At 45.6% G+C, this 22920-nt stretch carries 19 protein-coding genes; 2 read left to right on the top strand and 17 right to left on the bottom strand.

Annotated features, from left to right (window positions below; translation table 11 throughout):
* The 11 genes from HUX64_RS18645 to HUX64_RS18595 all read right to left on the bottom strand — a co-directional run.
* The coding region (locus tag HUX64_RS18645) for a glycosyltransferase family 2 protein (RefSeq protein ID WP_246247136.1) at positions 1-612 on the bottom strand (612 nt) is incomplete at its 3' end.
* Positions 613-896: 284 nt separating this feature from the next.
* Positions 897-2189, bottom strand: a complete 1293-nt coding sequence (locus tag HUX64_RS18640; RefSeq protein ID WP_174627686.1) for an adenylosuccinate synthase — start codon at positions 2187-2189, stop codon at positions 897-899.
* A gap of 13 nt (positions 2190-2202) precedes the next feature.
* Entirely contained in the window at positions 2203-3393 is a 1191-nt protein-coding gene (locus HUX64_RS18635; RefSeq protein ID WP_174627685.1) for an ATP phosphoribosyltransferase regulatory subunit, read from the bottom strand.
* Between the two features lie 225 nt (positions 3394-3618).
* Positions 3619-4479 (bottom strand): protease modulator HflC, encoded by an 861-nt coding sequence (gene hflC, locus HUX64_RS18630; RefSeq protein ID WP_174627684.1) that lies wholly within the window; start codon positions 4477-4479, stop codon positions 3619-3621.
* Positions 4479-5681, bottom strand: a complete 1203-nt coding sequence (gene hflK, locus HUX64_RS18625; protein ID WP_174627683.1) for an FtsH protease activity modulator HflK — start codon at positions 5679-5681, stop codon at positions 4479-4481. Before hflK ends, hflC begins: the two co-directional genes overlap by 1 nt.
* 181 nt (positions 5682-5862) lie before the next feature.
* A complete protein-coding gene (gene hflX, locus HUX64_RS18620; RefSeq protein ID WP_174627682.1) occupies positions 5863-7128 on the bottom strand; it encodes a ribosome rescue GTPase HflX in 1266 nt (421 codons plus the stop codon).
* Between the two features lie 97 nt (positions 7129-7225).
* Positions 7226-7462: an RNA chaperone Hfq gene (hfq, locus tag HUX64_RS18615; protein ID WP_174627681.1), complete on the bottom strand. Its 237-nt coding sequence runs from the start codon at positions 7460-7462 to the stop codon at positions 7226-7228.
* Between the two features lie 179 nt (positions 7463-7641).
* Positions 7642-8874 (bottom strand): OmpA family protein, encoded by a 1233-nt coding sequence (locus HUX64_RS18610; RefSeq protein WP_174627680.1) that lies wholly within the window; start codon positions 8872-8874, stop codon positions 7642-7644.
* A 53-nt stretch (positions 8875-8927) separates the two neighbouring features.
* Positions 8928-9704: an alpha/beta fold hydrolase gene (locus tag HUX64_RS18605; RefSeq protein WP_174627679.1), complete on the bottom strand. Its 777-nt coding sequence runs from the start codon at positions 9702-9704 to the stop codon at positions 8928-8930.
* Positions 9704-10420, bottom strand: a complete 717-nt coding sequence (locus tag HUX64_RS18600) for a DUF445 domain-containing protein (RefSeq protein WP_174627678.1) — start codon at positions 10418-10420, stop codon at positions 9704-9706. The genes HUX64_RS18605 and HUX64_RS18600 overlap by 1 nt, the downstream gene beginning before the upstream one ends.
* 248 nt (positions 10421-10668) lie before the next feature.
* Positions 10669-11847, bottom strand: coding sequence for a BaiN/RdsA family NAD(P)/FAD-dependent oxidoreductase (locus tag HUX64_RS18595; protein WP_174627677.1), 1179 nt, complete (start codon positions 11845-11847; stop codon positions 10669-10671).
* Positions 11848-12152: 305 nt separating this feature from the next.
* Here HUX64_RS18595 and HUX64_RS18590 point away from each other — a divergent pair, with 305 nt between their 5' ends.
* Complete coding sequence (locus HUX64_RS18590; protein WP_174627676.1) at positions 12153-12800, top strand: FlgO family outer membrane protein; 648 nt, start codon at positions 12153-12155, stop codon at positions 12798-12800.
* 30 nt (positions 12801-12830) lie between these two features.
* On the opposite strand, the gene HUX64_RS18585 is transcribed toward HUX64_RS18590, so the two are convergent.
* The gene (locus tag HUX64_RS18585; protein ID WP_174627675.1) at positions 12831-13889 is read right to left on the bottom strand and encodes a formylglycine-generating enzyme family protein; all 1059 of its coding nucleotides are present in this window, start codon (positions 13887-13889) and stop codon (positions 12831-12833) included.
* Positions 13890-14295: 406 nt separating this feature from the next.
* Here HUX64_RS18585 and mtgA point away from each other — a divergent pair, with 406 nt between their 5' ends.
* Positions 14296-14991, top strand: coding sequence for a monofunctional biosynthetic peptidoglycan transglycosylase (mtgA, locus tag HUX64_RS18580; protein WP_174627674.1), 696 nt, complete (start codon positions 14296-14298; stop codon positions 14989-14991).
* Positions 14992-15031: 40 nt separating this feature from the next.
* Here the strand turns inward: mtgA and HUX64_RS18575 are convergent, their stop codons facing one another.
* From HUX64_RS18575 to HUX64_RS18555, 5 genes are all read right to left on the bottom strand, one after another.
* On the bottom strand, positions 15032-16339 hold the full coding sequence (locus tag HUX64_RS18575) for a replication-associated recombination protein A (RefSeq protein WP_174627673.1): 1308 nt from the start codon (positions 16337-16339) through the stop codon (positions 15032-15034).
* Positions 16340-16417: 78 nt separating this feature from the next.
* Positions 16418-17047 carry an outer membrane lipoprotein periplasmic chaperone LolA gene (lolA, locus tag HUX64_RS18570; protein WP_174627672.1) on the bottom strand — a complete coding sequence of 210 codons (630 nt, stop codon included), beginning with the start codon at positions 17045-17047 and terminating at the stop codon, positions 16418-16420.
* Positions 17048-17058: 11 nt separating this feature from the next.
* On the bottom strand, positions 17059-19401 hold the full coding sequence (gene mrcB / locus HUX64_RS18565) for a penicillin-binding protein 1B (protein WP_174627671.1): 2343 nt from the start codon (positions 19399-19401) through the stop codon (positions 17059-17061).
* Positions 19402-20429: 1028 nt separating this feature from the next.
* A complete protein-coding gene (gene fbaA, locus HUX64_RS18560; RefSeq protein ID WP_174627670.1) occupies positions 20430-21509 on the bottom strand; it encodes a class II fructose-bisphosphate aldolase in 1080 nt (359 codons plus the stop codon).
* A gap of 115 nt (positions 21510-21624) precedes the next feature.
* Complete coding sequence (locus HUX64_RS18555) at positions 21625-22635, bottom strand: transaldolase (RefSeq protein WP_174627669.1); 1011 nt, start codon at positions 22633-22635, stop codon at positions 21625-21627.
* Positions 22636-22920: the final 285 nt, after the last annotated feature.

Genomic DNA, 22920 nt, shown 5'->3' with positions numbered 1-22920 from the left:
ATAAGTGGGAATATTGATGACTAGAATTCCCTGCCAGAATAAACGCACGACAATATCAATATCAAAATCCATGCGTTTGCCAATGGCGGCAAAACCGGCTAATCGCTCTACAGCAGCCAGGGGATAGGCTCTGAAACCGCACATCCCGTCAGCAATCGCAAGAGACAAGGTGTTTATATGAATCCACAGGTTGGTGAAATGCCGGCCGTAAAGACGGCTTTTGGGAACTGTTTCATCAAAAAGCGGCTTGCCCAGAATCAATGCATCCGGATTTAAACGGCTTGCTTCAACAAACCGGGGAATATCAGTGAAGTCGTGCTGTCCATCGGCATCAATTTGTATGGCGTGGGTAAATCCCAGTTGTCTGGACAAGCTAAAACCATCCATAACAGCCGCGCCTTTGCCGCCGTTTTCGCGCCTATTTACCAGGCTAATCCAGGTCGATTCATTTTCGGCGCAGTTTTCCAGCACTTTGGAACATAGGGCTGAACTGCCGTCATTAATCAGTAAACACGGAATTCCGTAATTTTTTAATTTTGAGATAACCTGAGGAATGGCCTGTTCGTGATTATAGACAGGCACAATAATGCATATTTTGTAACTATTCAGCACACAGTTTATATACCGGGTTGATAATGATCCCACTTGCCGATTTTAAGACCTGCTGAATAAGTTAACATATTTTCATCAATTATTTTCGTAATGTCAGGCCCAGCGCATAAGCTATGCCCCGACAGCACAGTGTAACTCGGTATCTAGTTGTGCTGCCTGCCTGAAGGAAGAACCGCCTCAGCTTGACTATTGGCGCATCCGGATAAGGGCGGCCAGTGTTAGGTATAAAAGGCTGGTCTGTATTTTCATCGCTATACCCATTCTGGTTTTACAAGGCGAGTTAATCAAGCAAAGGGATGTTCCAGAATTATAGTTTCTTCCCTATCCGGGCCTGTTGATAAAATAGTCATTTTAACACCTATCAGTTCTTCAATTCTCTTGATATAGGCTTTGGCATTGTCAGGCAGGTCATTGAAATCAGTTATGCCTGCGGTAGCGCCCGTCCAGCCCGGCAACTCTTCAATAATGGCATGGCATTGTTCATACTGGTCTGCGCCTAGCGGCGCCGTTTCAGTAACAGCTCCTTTCAGTCTGTAGGCCGTACAAATGCCGACTTTTTCAAGACCGTCAAGCACATCCAGCTTGGTCAAACAAATTCCGCTTAAACTGTTTAGCCTTGCTGATTTTCGCATGGCTACGGCATCAAACCAGCCGGTACGTCGTTTGCGTCCTGTTGTAGCGCCAAATTCCTTGCCTCTAGCACTCAGATGTTCGCCTTTTTTATCATGTAATTCCGTAGGAAAAGGGCCATTCCCTACCCGGGTGGAATAGGCTTTAGTAATCCCCAGCACATAATCAAGATCAAGAGGGCCTATGCCGGTACCGGTAGCCGCGCCGCCTGCTGTTGTGCTGGATGAGGTGACATAAGGGAAAGTGCCGTGATCTATGTCCAGCAATGCCCCTTGAGCGCCTTCAAATAACAGATTTTTTCCTTCCGCCTGAAATTTATACAGCTCTTCACTGACATCAGAGAGCATGGGTTTGATTTGTTCACCCAGCATCAATGTTTCATCAAGCATCTGCTGATAATCAACGGCATCCGTATGATAATAATGACTTAAAATAAAGTTATGATACTCCAGCAATTCTTTAAGCTTTACCGCAAAGCTCCTGGCATTCAGCAAATCTCCGGCACGTAATCCTCTTCGCGCGGCCTTATCCTCATAAGCAGGGCCTATGCCACGGCCTGTGGTGCCAATAGCTTTATTGCCGCTCGCTTTCTCTCGCGCCTGATCAATGGCGGCATGCATAGGTAAAATTAAGGTACAGGCTTCACTGATCAGCAAGCGATTCCTGACCGAGATCCCGGCTTTTTCCAAAAATTCAATTTCGTGGAGCAAATCAGCAGGCGATAAAACCACGCCATTGCCGATCATACACTGCACATTATCCCTGAGAATACCGGAAGGAACCATATGCAATACGGTTTTTTCTCCACGTATAACCAGGGTATGGCCGGCATTATGCCCTCCCTGGAATCGTATTACAGCCTCCGCCTGATCCGTTAATAGATCAACCACTTTACCTTTTCCTTCGTCACCCCATTGGGTGCCGATAACAACGACGTTTTTTCCCATAATTATTCCAGACTTAATCCAAGGGCCTGACAACCCAGTGGTGATTATCTTTTTCTAAAATTGAGGTACAGCCCAGTTCTTTTGCATTTCCGGCCTGACCTGGTAATTGCTGAATAACAGCTTGCCGCCGTGCGCGCAAGTCCCTGATTTTTTCATTCAGAATCCCATCATCGAGATGCGGAGCGAAAATCCGCGCGCTCTGTTGTTTTTGGCCGGAATCCTTGCTTAATAAGGATAACGTTTTCAAATCGGCGCTAAAGCCGGTGGCGGGACGGGCGCGTCCAAAAACAGCACCGATATTATCATAGCGGCCGCCTCTGGCGATTTCTCTGCCTATTGACGGAACGAAAGCTGCAAAAACCACACCGGTATGATAATGATAGCCGCGCAATTCAGCTAAATCGAAACTGATTGGCAAGGAGGGAAAATGGACGGCCAGTTTTTCCGCAATAGCCTCCAGATCGGCTAATGCCAGTTTTACTTCATCATTGGCCGTGGACAGCAACTGACGCGCTTTATTAATAATTCCCCTGTCACCGTTCAGTTCCGGTAATTTCATAAGCATCATTTTAAGGTCACTATTAATACTGTATTCAGCCAGTAAATCCTGAAGCTCGGGTCTGGCCTTGCGTTGCAATACATCGAATAATTCACTTTCCTGAATTTTTGTTAAACCGGCCTGTTCTGATAAAGCCCGGTATATTCCGACGTGTCCCAAATCAAGATGCACAGCTTGTAGTCCTGCCATTACCAGCATTTCCAGCATGAGGCGAATCACTTCTACATCGCTTTCCTGACCCGCATGCCCATAAAGTTCGGCGCCAATCTGCATGGGGCTTCTGGTCTTTTCCAGGGGATCGCCGCGGGTATGTAAGACAGTCCCCACATAACACAGACGGGTGGGCGGCTCATGCTTAAGATTATGAGCATCTATTCGGGAAACCTGGGGTGTCATATCCGCTCTGACTCCCAGCATTTTACCGCTGATCTGGTCTGTCAGCTTGAAAGTTTGCAATTCCAGGTCATGCCCTGATCCGGTCAGCAATGAGTCCAGAAAATCTATAAATGGCGGTATAACCAGTTCATAGCCCCAGCAGGCGAACATATCCAGCAGCGTGCGCCGCAAGTTTTCAAGGTGCCTGGCCTCGTCGGGCAATATTTCTTCTATGCCGTCGGGCAAAAGCCAGAAGTCTTTTTGTTGCATGTTTTATCTGTCCGCTCAAACAAAACGCCCCGCAAGCGGAGCGTTTTTATATCAAAAAAGCAGGCTAATCAAATCGCCTTGCCGGTTTCTGACCCCGGCCTGAAGGCCAGCGGGGAGGGCCTGCCGCCAGCAAAGCAGTGTTGCTTTCGCTGCCGCCGAGGTGACGGGAGGCAGGCCTCGTCCCGATCATTGGCTTGATACCAGAAGGCAGGCTTCCTTTTTGCCTTATTTCTGGACATGACCCTTAAAATACTTGAAGAAATCAGACTCAGGATCAAGCACCATCATATTTGAATGTGAAAAAGTATTCTTATAGGCATTCAAGCTGCGATAAAAGGTAAAAAATTCAGTATCTTCCCCAAACGCCCTGGCATATATTTCTGCGGATCTGGCATCACCTTCGCCGCGCAGTTTCTCGGCATCCCGAAAGGAATTTGCGAGAGTAACCACCCTCTGTCTGTCCGCATCGGCACGAATCCTTTCCGCTGCTTCTGAGCCTTGGGAGCGGAATTCACGAGCCACTCTCTCACGCTCTGCTTCCATTCGGCGATAAACAGAACTGCTGACTTCACTAGGCAAATCAATGCGCATTACCTGAACATCAATAATATTCATACCCAGGTTAGCTGCGATTTTTTTGGAATTCTGAATCAAAATCTCACGTATAGCCTTGCGATCCGTTGACACTAGCTGCCTGATATTGCGTTTGCTAAATTCGCTGCGGAACGCATCTTTAATGATTTGATCCAGCCGTAAATTAGCCTGTTCTATATCACCCGCAACCACGGTATAAAAAGTTGTTACATCGCCTATGCGCCATTTAACAAAAGAATCCACAATTACGTTCTTCTTTTCAGCCGTTAAAAAGCGTTCGGGTTTAGCATCCATGGTTTGAATTCGGGAATCAAACTTTTTTACATTATTAATAAAGGGCACTTTAAAATGAAGTCCCGGTTCATAATCAGATTTTATGATTTCACCCAAACGAAATTTAATGGCTTTTTCTGTTTCATTGACTGTAAACACGCACATCAGGCCAATAAGCAATAGTCCTGCTACACCTACCAATATTTTATTCAATGTCATTAGCGTCCCCTTGCGTCACGGCCGCGGGTTATTGTTCGTAAACCGGGTTGATCTTCAACCTCATCTGCAGCGGATTCATGTACAGAGCTTTGAGCTGTCTCTGTTTTCTGAAGCGAGGGCTGCGGCTGACGTTCAATTATTTTATCCAGCGGCAAGTAAAGCAAATTGTTGCCTCCTTTAACATCAATCAAGACGGTATTGGATTCAGTCAGCACAGATTCCATTGATTCAAGATAAAGACGCTTCCTGGTTACGTCAGGGGCTTTTTTATATTCTGCAAGTAATTGTGAAAAACGGCTGGCTTCACCTTCAGCCTGCGCAATAACCTGTTCTTTATAGCCTTCGGCCTCCTGTATCTTTCTGGCTGCCGCACCGCGTGCTTTAGGGACCACATCGTTTGAATAAGCTTCAGCCTCATTGATTAATCGCTGCTGATCTTCACGCGACTTAATGGCATCTTCAAAAGCATTTTGCACTTGTTCCGGCGGCTGCGCATCCTGAAGATTGACACTGGTGATCTGAACGCCGGATTGATAATAATCCATAATATCCTGTATTTCCTTTTTAATTTGCGCGACAACTTCACTACGACCTTCGGTTAAAACAAAGTCCATTGTGCTGCTGCCAACTACTCCCCGTTGCGCGCTTTCGATGACCTGTTTTAAGGTAGCCGCGGGATTTACTACATTAAACAGAAAATCCTTGGCATTCTTTACCTGGTACTGAACTGCCAGACGAACATCGACAATATTTTCATCCTTGGTCAACATCAAGGCTTCTTTCGGCACCGAGCCGCGGCTCTGATCGCTGCCGCCGCTGCGATAACCGACCTCAATAAAACGTTGTTGCCTAACATTAATAATGTCAACCGTTTCAATAGGTACAGGAAAATGCCAGTTTAATCCGGACTGGGTTGTTGCAATATATTTACCAAATCGCCTTTCAACGCCATGGTTACCTTCATCAACAATATAAAAACCGCTTAGCCCCCACAATAACAAAGCACCGGCGATAAAAAAACCAATTGCTTTCATTGATGCCCCCTCAGTGGGGCCTCTGCTACCGCCTCTGCCGCCGCCAAAAATCTTGCCTAGTTTTTCTTGCAATGAACGTATTGCTTCATCTAGATCAGGAGGAGTTTTCTGGTCACCTCGACCGCTCCAGGGGTCTTTCTTATCGCCACCAGGCTCATTCCACGACATATATTTGCTCCATATTGGATTATTTAAATTTTATTATAATCATCCCGCAGGATATTTATCTTTAAGGGGGTCGGATGTTGCCATAGCCGAGCCATGCAATATTGGTATTCTATCGTAAATAGTCAGATTCTCATTGTTTAACTGGGAAATTTTATAAATAAGAACATCATCATCGCTAACATTAAAGCATTTCTTCAATTTTTACGGAGTTCAATAAATTCAGCTGCCTGGCATCAATTTCAATCACTAATTCACTCACGCCGGCAGCATCAATTTGCTCATCAATTATCTTTGCACAGCTAAATAACTTTGCTCGTATATCGCCTTGATCAGGTTGTAAATAACATTTTCTTTTAATCTTTGGGATTGAAAATATTTCCGCTAATACCTGATAAAGCAGATCAATACCTGCCCCGGTCTCTGCGGACACCCATACCCGAAGCGGATTCCCGGCCTCATCCCGGTCAACTCGAGGACTGATTTTATCGAGTAAATCTATTTTATTGAAAACCTCGATCTGCCTGATTTTATCAGCCTTTATATCTGTCAAAACCTGATTGACCTGGACAATAGTTTCATCTCTGTCTTCGGCATTAGCATCAATGACATGCAGCAATAAATCCGCTTCACTGGCTTCCTGCAACGTGGATTTAAACGCCGCCACCAGTTCATGCGGCAAATGCCGTATAAAACCCACGGTATCGGCCAAAACAACTTCTCTGTTGTCAGGTAATCGGCAGCTGCGCAAAGTAGGATCCAAAGTAGCAAACAATTGATCCGCAGTATATGTGGCTGCACCGGTCAGCTTGTTAAATAAAGTGGATTTGCCGGCATTGGTATAGCCTACCAATGAAACTGACGGAATTTCGGCCTTTTTTCGTTTGCTGCGCCCCTGATGTCTTTGCTTATCGACTTTTCCCAAACGCTGCTGTATCTGTTTAATGCGCAAGTCCAATAATCGCCTGTCGGTTTCCAACTGGGTTTCACCCGGCCCGCGAAGGCCGATACCGCCTTTCTGGCGTTCCAAATGAGTCCAGCCTCGAACCAGGCGAGTGGACAGATGGCGCAACTGCGCCAGTTCAACCTGGAGCTTGCCTTCAAAGGTCTGGGCTCGCTGCGCAAATATATCAAGGATCAGACCGTTTCTGTCGACGACTCGGACACCCAGAGTCTCCTCGAGGTTTCTCTCCTGGCTGGGTGAAAGCGGATGATTGAACAAAACGATGTCGGCAGAATAGGTCTCGATAATATTCTTAAGCTCATCAAGCTTGCCTTTGCCTACGAAATATTTTGGATCGGGACTTTTGCGACTGCCGGTTACTACATAAACAGGATCAGTCCCGGCTGATTTGGCCAATTCTTTTAATTCTAAAAGATCTTCCTGCCCGGAATGAAGGGTCAAATGAACCAGAACTGCCCGATCACCTGAATCGGGACGATCAAACAACGAGACCCTCCATTGACATGTTTATATAGCGGATTTTATTTTCTTGCGTTGTAATGATCTTAACCAACAAGAGACTTGCCTGAAGTGATGAAAGCGATTACTCGCCTGTTTCGTCATCCCGAATAAGTTTGACTGCCTTACTCGGTACAATTGTCGATATAGCATGTTTATAAACCATCTGACTGACGGTATTTTTCAGCATGATCACATACTGATCAAACGAATCTACCTTTCCCTGTAATTTTATTCCATTAACAAGGAAAATTGAAACAGGGGTATGCTCCTTTCTAAGCGTATTTAGAAAATTATCCTGCAAATTTTGACCTTTTGACATCCGGTTTCTCCTTATTTTTATATGAAACTGCTTATTAAGATAACTGCAATTGCATGCCAACACAATTCATTAATTATAAAGCTAAAAAACTGCATGTGCAGCCAAGCTGACTGAACATCAATTTTTATAATTTATCAGCTTATCGTCATATTATAAAAAATTCGGCTTATGATAGGCAATCAGCCAACAAAATCAATCATTACTCGCCTGTTTAACGCACGTCCTTCAGGCCGCCGGTTGGTTCTGATCGGCCGCTCTTCACCATAGGCTTTGATATGAATCATGGCAGCGGGTACGCCCTTCCTTTCGAGGTAACTCTTGAAATTTTCGCCTCTTTTCCGGGCAGCGGCCTGATTATCGATTCTTGAACCCTTGCTATCAGTATGACTACTGATGACCAGCCTGCCTTGATTAAAATATTCACGTATATATCGGGCCAGCAAATCCAGCCGCTGTTTATCTTTTGAATGCAAACTTGTATTATTGCTATCGGTAAAATAAAAAAATCTCAAGTCATCGGGACCGAATACATGAAGTGCGATGACTTTATCTTGTCTTTCAGACCAGGAAGATAAAGATTGCCTGACTGATACTCTGTTTGCTGAAATGCCCATCTGTTTCAGTTGTGCAATAACAACAGCGGCCCTGCGGGCAAACCATTCTCTGTCAGTACCGGCTACTGCCGTATCACTACTGACAATAACCTTCATTTCCGAAGACTGTTTCATGTAATCAGCAATTTTAGCAAGTTCCCGCTTAGCCAATATATTCAGGCGGTTACTGCCTTGATTAAAAAACAAGGTGCTGCTTTGCAGGTTTTGAATGTCCTGTTTTTGCTGTTCCTGCACTCGAGTTTGAACCGTATAATTTTGCGCCGCAACCGGATGCAGATTATTACGGCAATTCAGGAATTCTTTATAGCTATCGCTAAAGTTGATTGAAGATACCTCAACGCGGGTTTCTTCGAGATTAATGACAGAAGAATTTCGCAGGTAGGTAAAGGTTGGATAGTGTCCCTGTAATAAAATGTCAAGCATCGATTCGGCCGCATCGCCGTATACTGATAACCGGCCGTAGCCGTCACTGTCACCCGCTTGATCCAGATAGACCGGATAGGCAGAGGAAGAAAATGCCGCATCAGGCATCCACGGCGAGGGCATGGCTGTTAAAGTGGCCTTGATCACAGGAGACTTATGGCGTTGTTCCTGTATTGAAAACTGCAGGGGTTCGCCGGCCCGTTGGATAAAATCAGCGCTGCCGTAAAAGGGAATAAGCTGCTGCAAATAACAGACAGTGCGGCTGCCCGTGGCCTGCCACTGGACCTCCTGCATAGGGGTCTGATAATAATCCGCAAAGCTCCGCATGCTTAGCGGTAATAAAGTAATGATAATAACCCGTAGCCACGCCTGCATAATCAAAAACCTGTTTTAGCTGACGATAACTATCGGCAGCAAGAGGTTTTTTTTTACTCATGTTGTAAAAATTTTTCCACCAGCGCTATAAAAACCTCCGGCTGCTGCACATGCAGCCAGTGTCCGGCCTTGGCGATAACCTTCAGAGTAGCTTGGGGAAATAATCCGGCTATGTCATCAGGCTTGATATAGTCTGAATCTTCGCCGGCAATAAACAAGGCTTCTCCCGTAAATGGGGCCAAATGACTGGCATCCGGAAACGCTATAATATTCGGCGCCATGCGGTAAAAAATATCCAGATCAATTCGCCAGCAATAAGCGCTATTTTTCAAAACAAGATTTTGCAGCAGAAACTGCCGGTAACTCAATGCCGGAATAGCAGAGGCAAGCCGCATCTCGGCCTGTTTACGATTGCTGATTTCACCCAGCGGCAATTCCTTTAACGCCAGAATCAGCTCATCGAAGCTATGCGGGTAGCTCACCGGCGCAATATCAACAACAATGAGTTTATGGACATAGCCGGGATAATTAAGCGCAAACCACATGGCCACCTTGCCGCCCATGCTATGGCCCAGCAAACTGGCTGATTTTAACCGGTGATTATCAAGAAACAGCAACAGATCGGCTGCCATGGCGGGATAATCCATAAGAGGATGGTGAGGAGAGTTGCCATGATTGCGTAGATCCAGCGCGTAAACATGAAATTCAGCCGACAATTTTTCCGCTACGCTTCGCCAGTTACGCGAGGACGCAAAAAAACCATGCAGGATGATCAGGGGCAAATCATCCTGCCTGCCGAATTCCTCAAAGGCCAAATCCACGCCAGCCATTAAAAGTACACGAACAAGGCGCCCAGCAAGCCGCCGAATACGCCGCCCCACACCACCAGCCAGCCCAGATGCTCGCGAATAATCGCCTGAACCATCTCCTTGACCAGTTGCGGAGTTAATTCATTGAGGCGTTTATCAATCACTGTTTCAATTTTACCGATAATATCTTCGCTGATTTTGTGAGCATCCAGGCTATGCTGCAGGGCGGATTTAAAATGGTTGGACTCAACCATTTCGGCCACAGTGATTTTTATTTTTTCGGTAACCGGGGCTTTTAACGGCGCCAGAGCTTCTTCTCCGCCCATCATCACCAACAGGCCGCCAAAAGAGGATGCCATAATCGATGAGACCAGGCTTTCATAAATTTTGTCATAATCGATCGCCTTTAGCAAAAGCGTAAGATTCAGCACCTTGCCGGCCTGCTGTTCCTCAGTTTCAATAAACTGTTCAATATTGTTCAGGGTAAAAAACTGCTGCATCATCAGTTGCTTGATTGAGAACTTAAATTCTTCAAACCGGTTCGGTATAACGCCAGAACCGTATAAAAAAGGAACTTCCTCAAATAGCATATAAATTGCCAACCAATTCGTGATGGCACCGGACAGGGCAAAAAAACCAACTGATTTGATTAATTCCTGTTGAAAAAGGTAGCCTGTTAAAATAATAGCAACGGCGATCAGATTAGTAACGGAATTTTTATTAAGGAAGGGTTTCATCGTTTTTTAATAAAAGGATCATAATAAGTCTTCTCTTGTTTCAGCTGAAAATCCCGACGTTTCAGCTAGAGCTGGGCGCATGAAGCGCTGGCTTCAAATCTTCAGGGCCAGTTTATGCTTTGTTCAGCATCTGAAATACTATCTGGAAGAGGAGTAAAGTATAGATCAGGACCAGCTCTTGTAACCAGGGCAGGTTCATACCTATGCAATTGTTTATAGGTTGCAAACATTGTGCGAATTAATATTTTTTATACATACTGGCCCGCACACCACCCCGATGACCATGCCCATTGAAAGTTGTAGCCGCCCAGCCAGCCGGTCACATCCATAACCTCGCCAATAAAATAAAGTCCCGCTATCTTCTTGCTTTCCATCGTTTTAGAAGAAATAGCATTGCAGTCAACTCCACCGAGGGTAACTTCGGCGGTACGATAGCCTTCAGTGCCATTGGGCCTGATTGACCAGTTCTGAAGCTGATCAGAAATCTGCTGAAGCTGCCGGTCAGATAAATCCTGTAATGACAAATTCAGCAAATCCTCATTTAATAAGCACCTGATCAATCGCCTGGGCAAATAGTTATCCAGAATGGTTTTTAAAGTGCTTTTTATTTTTTGCCGCCGCTTTGATTTCAGCTCTGCGCTTAAAATTACCTGAGGCAGCAGGTTAACGATAAGCTCTTCTCCAGGCTGCCAATAGGACGAAATTTGTAGCACGGCCGGCCCGCTCAGTCCGCGATGAGTAAACAGGATGTTCTCCTGAAAGCTTTGATTTTTATTGCTGATCAGGCACGGCTGCGCAATTCCGGATAAAGGTGAAAGTTTATCTTTATCCGCCGGATGCAGGGTTAAAGGCACCAGACCTGCTCGCGTTGATACCACAGGTATGCCAAATTGCTCGGCAATTTTATAGCCCAAGGGCGTAGCGCCCATCTTGGGTATTGATAATCCGCCTGTCGCGATGACCAGCGATTTGCAGACAAAACCGCCGTTACCGGTTTTTATATAAAATTGCTTGGCGAGTCGTTCAATGGCATCTATGCGCGTATTCAACTGCACAATCACGCCGGCCTGAGCGCATTCTGATAACAGCATAGCCAGAATACTTCTGGCGCTTTCATTACAAAACAACTGTCCGTGATCTTTTTCATGAAATGCTATCCGGTATTTTTCGATTAAAGCCAGAAAGTCCCACGGGCTATAGCGGCTCAGCGGGGACTTGCAAAAATCCGGATTAGTGGAAATGAAATGTCCGGGTTCAATAAAATAATTAGTGAAGTTACAGCGGCCGCCTCCGGACATCAGAATTTTTTTCCCCGCTTTATTGGCATGATCCAAAACCCTCACCCTGCGGGCGCGTTTGCCCGCTTCAATGGCGCACATCAGCCCCGCTGCGCCCGCCCCGATAATAATGACATCGGTTTCAATCATGAGCTTTACCCGTAGACGAATTTAACTATACCGTAACGCCGGCTTTCTTATCTACTGCAATTATGAGGCTTTTTGAGATTTTTTTATAACTGCTTGCTCGGGAAAAAGGCGAGAACCAAAGCTCATTAATTGCAAAGTTCAAATTTTCCCGGCTTGCCACCGATTCAGTGATAAACTAGTATTTAAGAGGATTTTTATAATCTTTTAGCTTTTATACCCTTCACCCGAAGATAAGCACTGCATAATAGAAAAAGGAATACCTGAAAGCCGTTATGCTCAGAAACCTATAGTCAAGGAGATTAAGAATGTTAAAAACAGCGACCATTTTCATTTCAGCTCTGCTAATCGCATCGATGAATGGCTGCGCCTATTTCCGTCAGTATGAAACGAAAGACGCAGATCTGGTCGAAGTCAGCTATGATGCAACTTGCGAGCTTAAAGATAATCTTAAAAGGACGCTGCCTAAAAATTCCCTGGTAGTCGTCAGTACGCTTCTGAATGTAGATAACTTGAACAAGACTTCTTCATTTGGTCGTATTATTTCAGACCAGATCGCTTCGGCTTTTCATAATTCAGGCTATCAGATTATTGGCATGGAAATGCCGATAGATCTGTTTGTCATGCAGGATAAAGGCGCCCTGCACCTTTCCGATGATGCCAAAGCCGAGCTTAAGCCTTATCGTCCGGCGGTAATAGTAGGCGGCGTATATGCTCCGGGGAAGAAAAACGCCTATGTATCGCTTCGAATTGTTGACTTGCATAGCAAGAATATCATTTCATCTACTGATTTTTCCGTACCTATGGGACCGGATGCGAAAGTTTTGCTTGAATCAAAAGAAGTGGGCTCCGCAGGATCCCGTTCCGGGTCAGCTGTTGAAGGCGCAACAACACCTGCTGTCGAAGAAGCAGCGCCCCAGGTCGAAACCGAAACGCCAGCCGGCCCTATCCAATAGCTATGGCTGAAGCCGGAATCAGTTCAGTCGTTAGCGCACTTTAACCAGCCGGAAACCAAGATTGGCCTGGCGCGACCAGGCTACACTCCAATTACGGGATGCGGCCCGAAGTCTGGCGGCGTCTGCATTCCACCCGCCGCCGCGAATTGAAATCAATAACTCATTAACCGGTTTTGCATTAATGCAAACATCTTCATTACCAGTATATTTCTCCTCATATTTCGAGCATGTCCATTCCCATACATTGCCCAGCATGTCATGAAGATTAAAGTTATTGGCGCGAAATTTACCTACGGTAGCCGCATAAAAATAACCATCCTGGCAATTATGCGTCTCAGGCCATTTGAAGGACCCTGATTTTGTGTTGTCAGCTACATTCGCATAGCCGCAAGCTATATCAGGATTATTTCCCCAATACCGTGCAGTTGCGGTTTTTGCTCTGGCTGTATATTCCCATTCGGCTTCTGTAGGCAGCCTGTATTGCTGGCCCGTTTCCCGGTTCAACCAATCAATATAAGCCATTACATCGTTCAAACTTACGCAGGAAACGGGCCAGGTTTTTATCAGATAGGGACCCTGAATAGGCTTCTTCCAGCTTGCCCATGACCGCCAAGCCCAGGGCTTTTTAGAGTTTTTTTCATAGCTCCAGCAGCCTTGTTCTTCTCTATTCTGTTCTGCATCAGTAATAAAATGCGTGGCAATGACAAATCTGCTGAACTCTTCTACAGTCACTTCAGTTTTGGCCACTTTAAAACCTTTGATACAGACTCGGTGAAGCATTTCGTCATCACTGCGCCCCTTTTCTGTTTCCGAACTGCCCATCTGGAAACACCCAGCCGGGATATTAACAACATTGGGCAGTAAGACGGTGGCCTTTTGCAGCTGCGGAATTTTTAAAGACGTGACTATTCGTCTGCCTGGTTCTTGAACTCTGCCAGAGACGTCGCTATCAGCCGGTTTTAATTTGGCTACATTCTCCTGAAGGTTTTTAATTTTGACCAAATCACTTTTTGGCCGGGCTTTTGCCATGCCTGCAAAAAACCCGAGCAATAGACTCAATACCAGACATATCGCTTTACTGATCTGCATGCTGGAAATTCCTTTTCATAATGATAATCGATTGCCTGTCATAATATTACAAACAGCATAATTATCGCATTTTTTAACTTGCCAGACATTGGCTCTTATTGTACTTACTTGAAAATTGCCCATGTCTATCAGGATAAATTCCTGGCCAGTACCTTCAAGCCCTGGAAATTTCTTGCTTGAAAAAGTTAGGGCCAACAAGTGTTCCGGAAACTTATCTGCAAAGCCCGCACAAGTTGATTGTTAATCGGCGTCTATCGGCTTTATGATAGATAAAAATTAAGCCTGAAGCCCTGTTGTCTAAAAAACAGGAATGAAAGCATCTATTCATGATTGAGAGTCGGTAGTTAATTACAGCTTGGCAAAAAAATTTCATTCCTCAAGGAGCAGGCGGCGTCGATCGTTATCTATGGGAGTAAGGCTGCGGAATGTGCTGCTTTATTTACTACTGACGTTTATGGCATCATCGATCGTTCTGGTAACATTGCTGCGCTGGCTGCCTCCGCCAACATCAGCCTTTATGTTATACCGGCATGCTCAGGATTTGGCGGAAGGCCGATTATTCAAATCAATTCGCTACCACTGGGTAAGCTCAAAAAAAATTTCTCCTCATGCGTATTCAGCCGTTATTGCGGCCGAAGACCAACGCTTTTTTGAGCACTCGGGATTTGACCTGCACTCCATACAATCCTCAATTAATGTTTATATGGATGGCGGACGGCTCAGGGGAGCGAGTACCATTTCACAGCAAGTCGCTAAAAATTTATTTCTGATGCCTTCCAAAAATTTCCTCCGCAAGGGCCTTGAGGTATGGTTTACCCTGCTCATAGAAGGCTTGTGGAGCAAGGAACGGATATTGCTGGTTTACCTTAACATAGCTGAATTCGGCGATCATTTATTTGGCATAGAGGCGGCAAGTCAGCGCTATTTTGGCGTCTCCGCAAAGCAACTCAGCCGGTCGCAGGCGGCCATGCTGGCGGCAACTTTACCTAATCCGTTACGATTTCGGGCAACACAGCCCTCGCGCTATTTATTCAGGCGACAACTCTGGATACTCAGGCAAATGCAAAATCTTGGCTCCAGGAAGTATTCAGCCAACAATTAAAACCGTCTCGGGCGAATGCGGATAGGGTAGATTGGAATAGCTAAAGCGGGAATTTTTTATCCAGGTCTTTCAGATGCTTTAGTTTTTCCTTGATTTTAATCTCCAACCCTCTTTCCACAGGCTGGTAATAATGCGCACCTGCCAGTTCAGCCGGCAAATAGTTTTCACCGGCCGCATAAGCTTCCGGTTCATTATGGACGTAGCGATAGTCCTTGCCGTAATCCAGCGATTTCATTAATTTTGTAGGCGCATTTCTTAAATGCGCCGGAACAGCCAGACTGCCGCTTTTTCTGGCATCATGCATAGCGGCATTATAGGCCATATAAACTGCATTACTTTTAGGCGCGCAAGCCAGATATACAACAGCCTGCGCCAAGGCCAGCTCGCCTTCGGGGCTGCCCAGCCGTTCCTGAGTTTCCCAGGCATTGATGGCAATCTGAAGGGCTCTGGGATCCGCATTGCCTATATCTTCGGATGCCATTCTGATGATTCGCCGGGCTAAATAAGCCAAATCACAGCCGCCGTCCATCATTCTGCACAGCCAATAAAGCGCAGCATCGGGAGAACTGCCGCGTACGGATTTATGCAAGGCGGAAATCTGGTTATAAAATTCGTCGCCCTGCCTATCAAAACGCCTGACGCCGCCGGAAAGCACTTCGGCTGCGATGGCCTCATCAAGAGTCCGACTGTCTTTTGCAGCGGCAAGCTCGACGGCGATTTCAAGTAAATTTAATAACGTCCTGGCATCGCCGTCAGCAGCCTGGGCGAATTGAATTTTAATTTCATCCGGCATTTCAATAGCCAGACCGCCCAGACCCCGTTTCTTATCAGTCAGCGCCTTTTTTAACACAGCAAGCAAATCTTCGCTGCCTAATGAATTAAGCACATAAACGCGAGCCCGCGACAACAAGGCGTTATTGAGGGCAAAAGACGGGTTTTCAGTCGTTGCGCCTATAAAGTAAACTGTGCCGTCTTCCAGATGTGGAAGAAAAGCGTCCTGTTGGGATTTATTAAAACGATGTGCTTCGTCAACAAATAAAATCGTGCGTCTGGCTTGCTCCTTGCGGATTTTTTTAGCCTCTTCAACAGCAGCCCTGATTTCCTTAACACCGGCCAATACCGCGGAAACCGACATAAATTCCGCATTTGAATGATGGGCGATTAATCGGGCCAGCGTAGTCTTGCCAGTGCCGGGCGGCCCCCAAAAAATCATCGAGTGCAGCCGGCCGGATGCGATTGCCTCATAAAGCGGCTTGCCGGGTTTCAAAATATGCTGCTGACCCACATAATCATCCAATAATAAGGGCCGCATCCTGTCGGCGAGTGGCCGGGTCAAATCTTCGTTCATGACGCAAAGACAGGCCCAAGGGGAAAAGCTGCTAGATAAAAAATTCCCGCCCCGGTTCTTTCGCCCTGAGTTCTGATTTTATTCAGCAAAAACATCGACCCCCTTGGGTGCTTGAAATCGAAATACAGTCTGTTTAATAGGCGGATTCAGCACAACATGGGAAAAATATATACGGGTAAGCTGGCCAAAATTATCGCTTATCTCCATTCCGCCCAGCGAGCCTTTATTCAAACCTATCAATATATATTTAAAACTGCTTTCTGAATTTTTAGGTAACAGCTTTATCCATTGCATATCGCCATCGACGCCTTGCTGTTCCATCGTGTAATTATCTTCCAGCGATACGTCGCCGCTTAGCAGTAATGCCGGAGTAGAGCCCAGCGACTCATCCAGCTTCTTGATGGTAACCTGCTCCAGATCAGCGTCATAAAACCAGACCTTGCCTGAATTGGAAACAATTTGCTGTTGAAACGGTTTTTGATAATCCCAGCGAAATTTTCCTGGCCGCTGGAGATAAAAAACGCCATAACTGGTTTGAGCAGGGTTGCCGGCTTCATCAATCAGCACCTGTTTAAAATCAGCTGTAAGTGATTTTGAGGCAGCCAGAAAGGCTTTCAATTGCTTAACGGGTTTATCTTCGGCATAGCCCGTGCCGGTATGAAAAACCAACCCTATCAAAACCAGTTGAAAAAAATTTACTTTATTCATAACTATTATTTTTAGAAATCGTTCGGTAATAAATCATTAAGCCAGGATTTTATCGGGCTGACAGGCAGTTCTGCGCACGGAGAGTAGGCAATCGGCGCCGACCCGGCAATATAGGGGTACTGTCTTGCCCCCGGGCAAGTCTGACTGGCCAGTAAACCGTTGGCTGGATCAATCCAGGCCATTTGAATATTATCGGGCGGAATCAGATTCACCGGCTGACTTGAAATCTGCCTCATTAAAGGTATCCAAACCTGCAAGGCGCCACTGGCTCCTGTCAAACCGGCCGGCTTATTATCATCCCTGCCCACCCAGACTACAGACAGATAATCACCGCTGTAACCTGCAAACCAGCTGTCTTTGGAATCATTGGTGGTGCCGGTTTTCCCAACCAGGCCATAATCTCTCGGGAAATAGGAATAAGCAGAGCGCCCTGTCCCTTCATGCATAGCCTCCTGCAATATCGTATTGACGATATAGGCAGCAGAAGGATCAACTGCTTGCTTAACAGTAAAAGGGTAGCTTTGCAAGTGCTCGCCATCGGCCGCTACTACCGCCCTGATGCCCTTTAATGGCGTGGAGAAGCCATCCCCGGCCAAGGTCTGATACATTTGGGTGACCTCAATGGGCGTTAATTGTACTGCGCCCAAAAATAGTGACGGAAATAAATCGACTGCTCTGGTGACGCCCATGTTTCTTAACGTTTTAGCCGTTCTTGCTACACCGACATCCATGCCTATGCGTACTGTGGCTAAATTATAGGAATGCGCCAGTGCAGTATGCAGGCCAATATTGCCATGTTCTTTATGGTCATAGTTTTTTGGCCGCCAATCCGTACCGTTCTGACCTTTAACCATAATAGCCGTATCGCTGACCGGTGTGGTAATTGTGTATCGGTTGGGATATTCCAGCGCCGTCAAATAGACGATTGGTTTTATTAACGAACCTATCGGCCGGACTGCATCCAAAGCGCGGTTAAAGCCGGCGGCTGAATTATCACGACTACTCGCCAGCGCGGCAATCTCACCGCTATCTCTGCGCGTGACCACCACTGCAGCTTCCAGATTTTTAGCTTTCGGCAATTTTTCCAGCTGATTTAATTTAGCGGCTACGGTCTGTTCCAATTTATTCTGAATCACTGTATCCAGCGTGGTAAAAATTCTCAGACCTTGTGATGTTAAATCTTCCTCGCGGTATTCCTGGCTTAGCTGACGTTTAACCAAATCCAGAAAGCCAGGATATCGGTTAACTGAACGATGCGTGTTCGCAATTACATTTAACGGCTTTGCTTTCGCATCATCAGCCTGTTTTTCGGTAATGTAGCCTTCGGTTTCCATTTCATTAAGCACCAGATTCCGCCGCTGCAGGGCTCGATCGGGATAGCGCCGCGGGTCATAAAAAGAAGGGCCTCGAACCAGTGCAACCAGCGAAGCTATCTGTTCCAGCGGCAGATCCTTTAAAGAACTGCCAAAATAGAATTCACTGGCCAGACCAAAACCATGAACGGCGCTACCGACATCCTGACCCAGATAGACTTCATTTAAATAAGCCTCCAGAATTTCATTCTTACTGTAGCGGTATTCCAGAATCAAGGCCATAAATACCTCGTTTACTTTACGCGTCAGGCTTCGCTCCGAGGTTAAATAAAAGTTTTTAACCAGTTGCTGGGTAATGGTGCTGCCACCCTGAACAATGCCGCCGGCAATAAGATTCGCCCAAACCGCTCTGGCTATTGCCCGAAATGAAATGCCGAAATGCTGATAAAAATCCCTGTCTTCCGTAGCGAGCAGACCTTTAATGAGAGCATCAGGCGCATCTTTCAGTTTAATTAAAATCCTGTCTTCTTTTATAGTGGGATAAAAACTGCCGATTTGCACAGGATCCATGCGGATTATGGCAATGTCTTTTGCTTCTTTTAAATCTGTTATTCGGGAAATGCCGGAACCGGTAAAATTCAGCCGTATGAGACTGCTGGGCTGCTGTTGATCCCAGAATGTAAAATTACGCGTTTTTACGCTGATGTCATAGCCCTTTTTAAAATAGGTTCCTTCCGAAGACAAACGCGCATCCTGCCGATAATGCAGCACCTGCAGCAGTTCTTCGAATTTTGTTTCAGTCAGATTATAGCCGTCATAAAGCTCGACAGGATTGGCATAAACCCGAGCCGGAATAGCCCACCTTTTACCTTCAAACTGTTTGCGAATATTGTAATCCAGGTAGCCCAGATAACTCAGTAAAACGAAAGTAAAGCCAGCGAAAAGTATTAGCACCGTATTTCTGAACCAATGTGAACGCGGCTTATTCGACATCCTTTTAGTGGTATATCTGGATCCGCGCCTTTTTCCTCTTTCTGCCATAGTCTCTTGCTATATTTATTATTTTATTGATCATCCATAACCCGAATATGCATTATACATAAACATGATTGGCGGCATCAGCAACTGTCAATGTATTGTTAAAAATGATTCTTAAATGAACAATTCGGCTTGTCCTTAGACGCTCACCGGGTTAATGATGCCAGTGAGTTGGCACCTTAATAGGACTTACCACCTTGCCCCATCAATTATTCAATTCAATAAGGTGTTTTTTGAAATTTGTTGAGAAGTAAAAAAATCCTGCTTACGCCCAACAGTTCTGAGCGATTTGAGCTTTCATTACTGCATATCTATATTGCGCGCCGGATTTAGCAGGGTCGGAGGTTTATTTTAATAATTATAAAGTTAAGGAAACATGAACTGGGCAGATCGGTTACCGGAGACTCGGAATATGAGATTCGAAGTAACAGAGAAAGTTTGGCAGAATGGATGGTTAAGGCAAGAAAAAGCGCGAGTTTACCGAACGCCTGTAAAAGGACACTCCCAAGTTACCCTTGCACATACGACAAGTAAGGTCTGGGCGACAAAGGGGGGAATCTACTATCGGTCGCCGATGGATACTGATGGATGAGGCCTTGAATCGAGTCGGCAGGTATTGTAACAGGCAGGCTGGAACGACAAATACTTTTCTAATTGGCATACTATTTCAGGCAAGTCCCAACCTTATATTAGCGGTGCTTATCATGCCTTTGGTTTCTCCAGCCAGGCCTTAAAATTTTCTGGCCGCATTCACTTATCGCTTCAATCATCACTTCCAACTTCCTACTTTCCAATTGCATCTTCTTAGAACCACCATTGCTATTGGCCTTTCCAAACGCATGCAATTATTCAACTGAAGCATCTTGCTAATTAAGAAACTCTTTGTGCAGCACTGCTGCTGGAGTTAAAAATCGAGCCGCTCATTTTTTATTGGATAAAAACCTTGGCCTGGAGACTAAAATTTAATTCATCAGCAATCTAGAGAAAAATAAATCCCTTTTTATAAAAATACCTCGGATATCTGGCGGCTTTTACAAAGAGTTAACTGCGTTCAATTCACGGAAAGCTTGTTCTAAACGCGTTACCATGCCTACCTGGCCGGCGCGTTGCCAAACTCGCGGATCATAATATTTTTTATTCGGTTTATCGTCGCCTTCCGGATTGCCGATTTGACGTTGTAGATACCCTTCATTTTTCTTGTAGTATTGCATTACGCCTTCCCAGGTAGCCCATTGGGTATCCGTGTCAATGTTCATCTTAATCACGCCATAGCTAATTGACTCCTTGATCTCGCCAGCCGTTGAACCGGAGCCCCCATGAAAAACAAAATCCAATGTGTTGTCAGCTACGCCGTATTTCTCGGTTACATACTTTTGTGAATTGGCCAAAATGGTTGGCGTCAGTTTAACATTCCCGGGCTTGTAAACCCCGTGCACATTACCAAAAGATGCGGCAATGGTGAACCGGGGACTGATCTTGCTCAGTTCTTCATAGGCATAGGCCACATCTTCAGGCTGAGTGTATAGCAAGGAATGATCCATGCCGGTATTATCAACCCCGTCTTCTTCACCGCCTGTCACGCCCAATTCTATCTCAAGCGTCATACCCATCTTGGACATGCGGGCTAAATATCTGGCACAGATTTCAATGTTTTCTTTCAAACTTTCTTCAGATAAATCCAGCATATGAGAGCTGAACAAAGGCTTGCCGGTTTCAGCAAAGCGTTTTTCGCCAGCATCCAGCAAACCGTCAATCCACGGCAACAGTTTCTTCGCGGCATGATCCGTGTGTAAAATTACTGGCACACCATAGGCTTCAGCCACTGTATGGACATGTTGAGCCGCAGACATGGCGCCCAGAATGGCCGGTTGCTGGCCTTCCAGTTTAAGGCCTTTACCCGCAAAAAATTGAGCTCCACCGTTGGAAACCTGAATAAATACCGGGGATTTTACCTTTGCAGCTGCTTCCAGTACCGCATTGATTGAATCAGTATTAATTACATTTACCGCGGGCAGTGCAAATTTGTTTGCTTTACAAACAGCAAATATTTTCTGCACGCCGTCGCCGTTGACGACACCGGGTTTTACTACGTCTAAAATTTTTTGTGACATATTGGATTTTTATTAAAAATGATATTATTTTCTATAGTATGCAAGAGCCATATAACTCGCGGGTAAATAAAACCTCCAATTCTGGACTGAATAAGAGGTTTTAATAGCAGGCTTTTTATGCGGTATGGCTGATTTTTTCCTTTGCTTCCAATGCTGACAGACGGGCTGACAAAAAGTCTTCCAGGGACTCTAATGATTTCTCAAACCCGGCAATGCCTTCCGCTAGTTTGTCGGTGGCCATTCTGTTTTCTTTGTGCATCCGGTCAAACGTTGCCTTATCCATAACTATTTTTTCAATAGGCGCGTCGGCAGCTTTTTTCGGATCCAGTTTACGGGGCAGATCGCCCTCGCTAGACTGTAATTCGGCCAACAGGGAAGGGGCAATGGTCAATAAATCGCAGCCGGCCAGTTCCATAATTTCACCGATATTTCTGAAACTTGCACCCATAATCTCGGTCTTGTAACCAAATTTTTTATAATAGTTGTAAATCTCGGTCACTGATAAAACACCCGGATCTTCAGCGGCCGGATAAGAATCGCGTCCCGTATCTTTCTTATACCAGTCCAGAATGCGCCCCACAAAGGGGGATATCAAAGTGACACCGCTTTCGGCACAGGCGATTGCCTGATGCAGGCCGAATAGCAGCGTCAAATTGCAATGGATCCCTTCTTTTTCCAGAATCGCTGCGGCCTGAATGCCTTCCCAGGTTGAAGCAACCTTGATGAGTACCCGCTCGCGGGAAACGCCCTGCGCTTCGTATTGGGCAATTAGTTCGCGGCCCTTGGCAATACTCGCTTCAGTGTCATAGGAAAGGCGCGCGTCCACCTCAGTGGAAACCCGGCCTGGAATTATCTCAAGTATTTTTAAGCCGAAGGACACAGCTAGCCGGTCAAAAGCAAGTGAAGCCACCTGTGCCGCCGGCGCATCGTCGCCGAGCGTTGCTCTGGCGCTTTTTAACGTGTCATCGACTATGCCTTGATATTGCGGCATTTGTGCGGCAGTTGTAATTAAAGAAGGATTAGTAGTGGCGTCCTGGGGTTTGAAGGTTTCGATAGCCTGGATATCGCCCGTATCAGACACAACCACGGTCATCTCCCGAAGTTGTTCAAGTAAATTCTTTGCCATAATTAGTACCTTTTATTTTTGAGTAAAAAATCGACATTTAAATACATCGTGTTCCGAAATAAAAATGAATGTCGAATAAATCGTGAACTGACAATTAAATTATCGAAACCATTCTTGTTCAAATTCTAACAGAAGCTAAGCTGGAATGCATACTTAACAACAGGCAAATTATTTTCCTGTAATCTGCAAAAATTCATCCGGATTTAAAAGCAATTTCCAGAATTTTTCCAATCTCTTATTGTTAATTGGATATTTTTGCCTTGGCTTTGATAATCAGGTGTCTCT

Origin of the sequence: Candidatus Methylobacter favarea, from assembly GCF_902806695.1 — a bacterium.
GTDB classification, from domain to species: Bacteria; Pseudomonadota; Gammaproteobacteria; order Methylococcales; family Methylomonadaceae; genus Methylobacter_B; species Methylobacter_B favarea.
The sequence above is the reverse complement of the archived record's forward strand: the minus strand, read 5'-3'. Positions and strand labels throughout refer to the sequence as shown.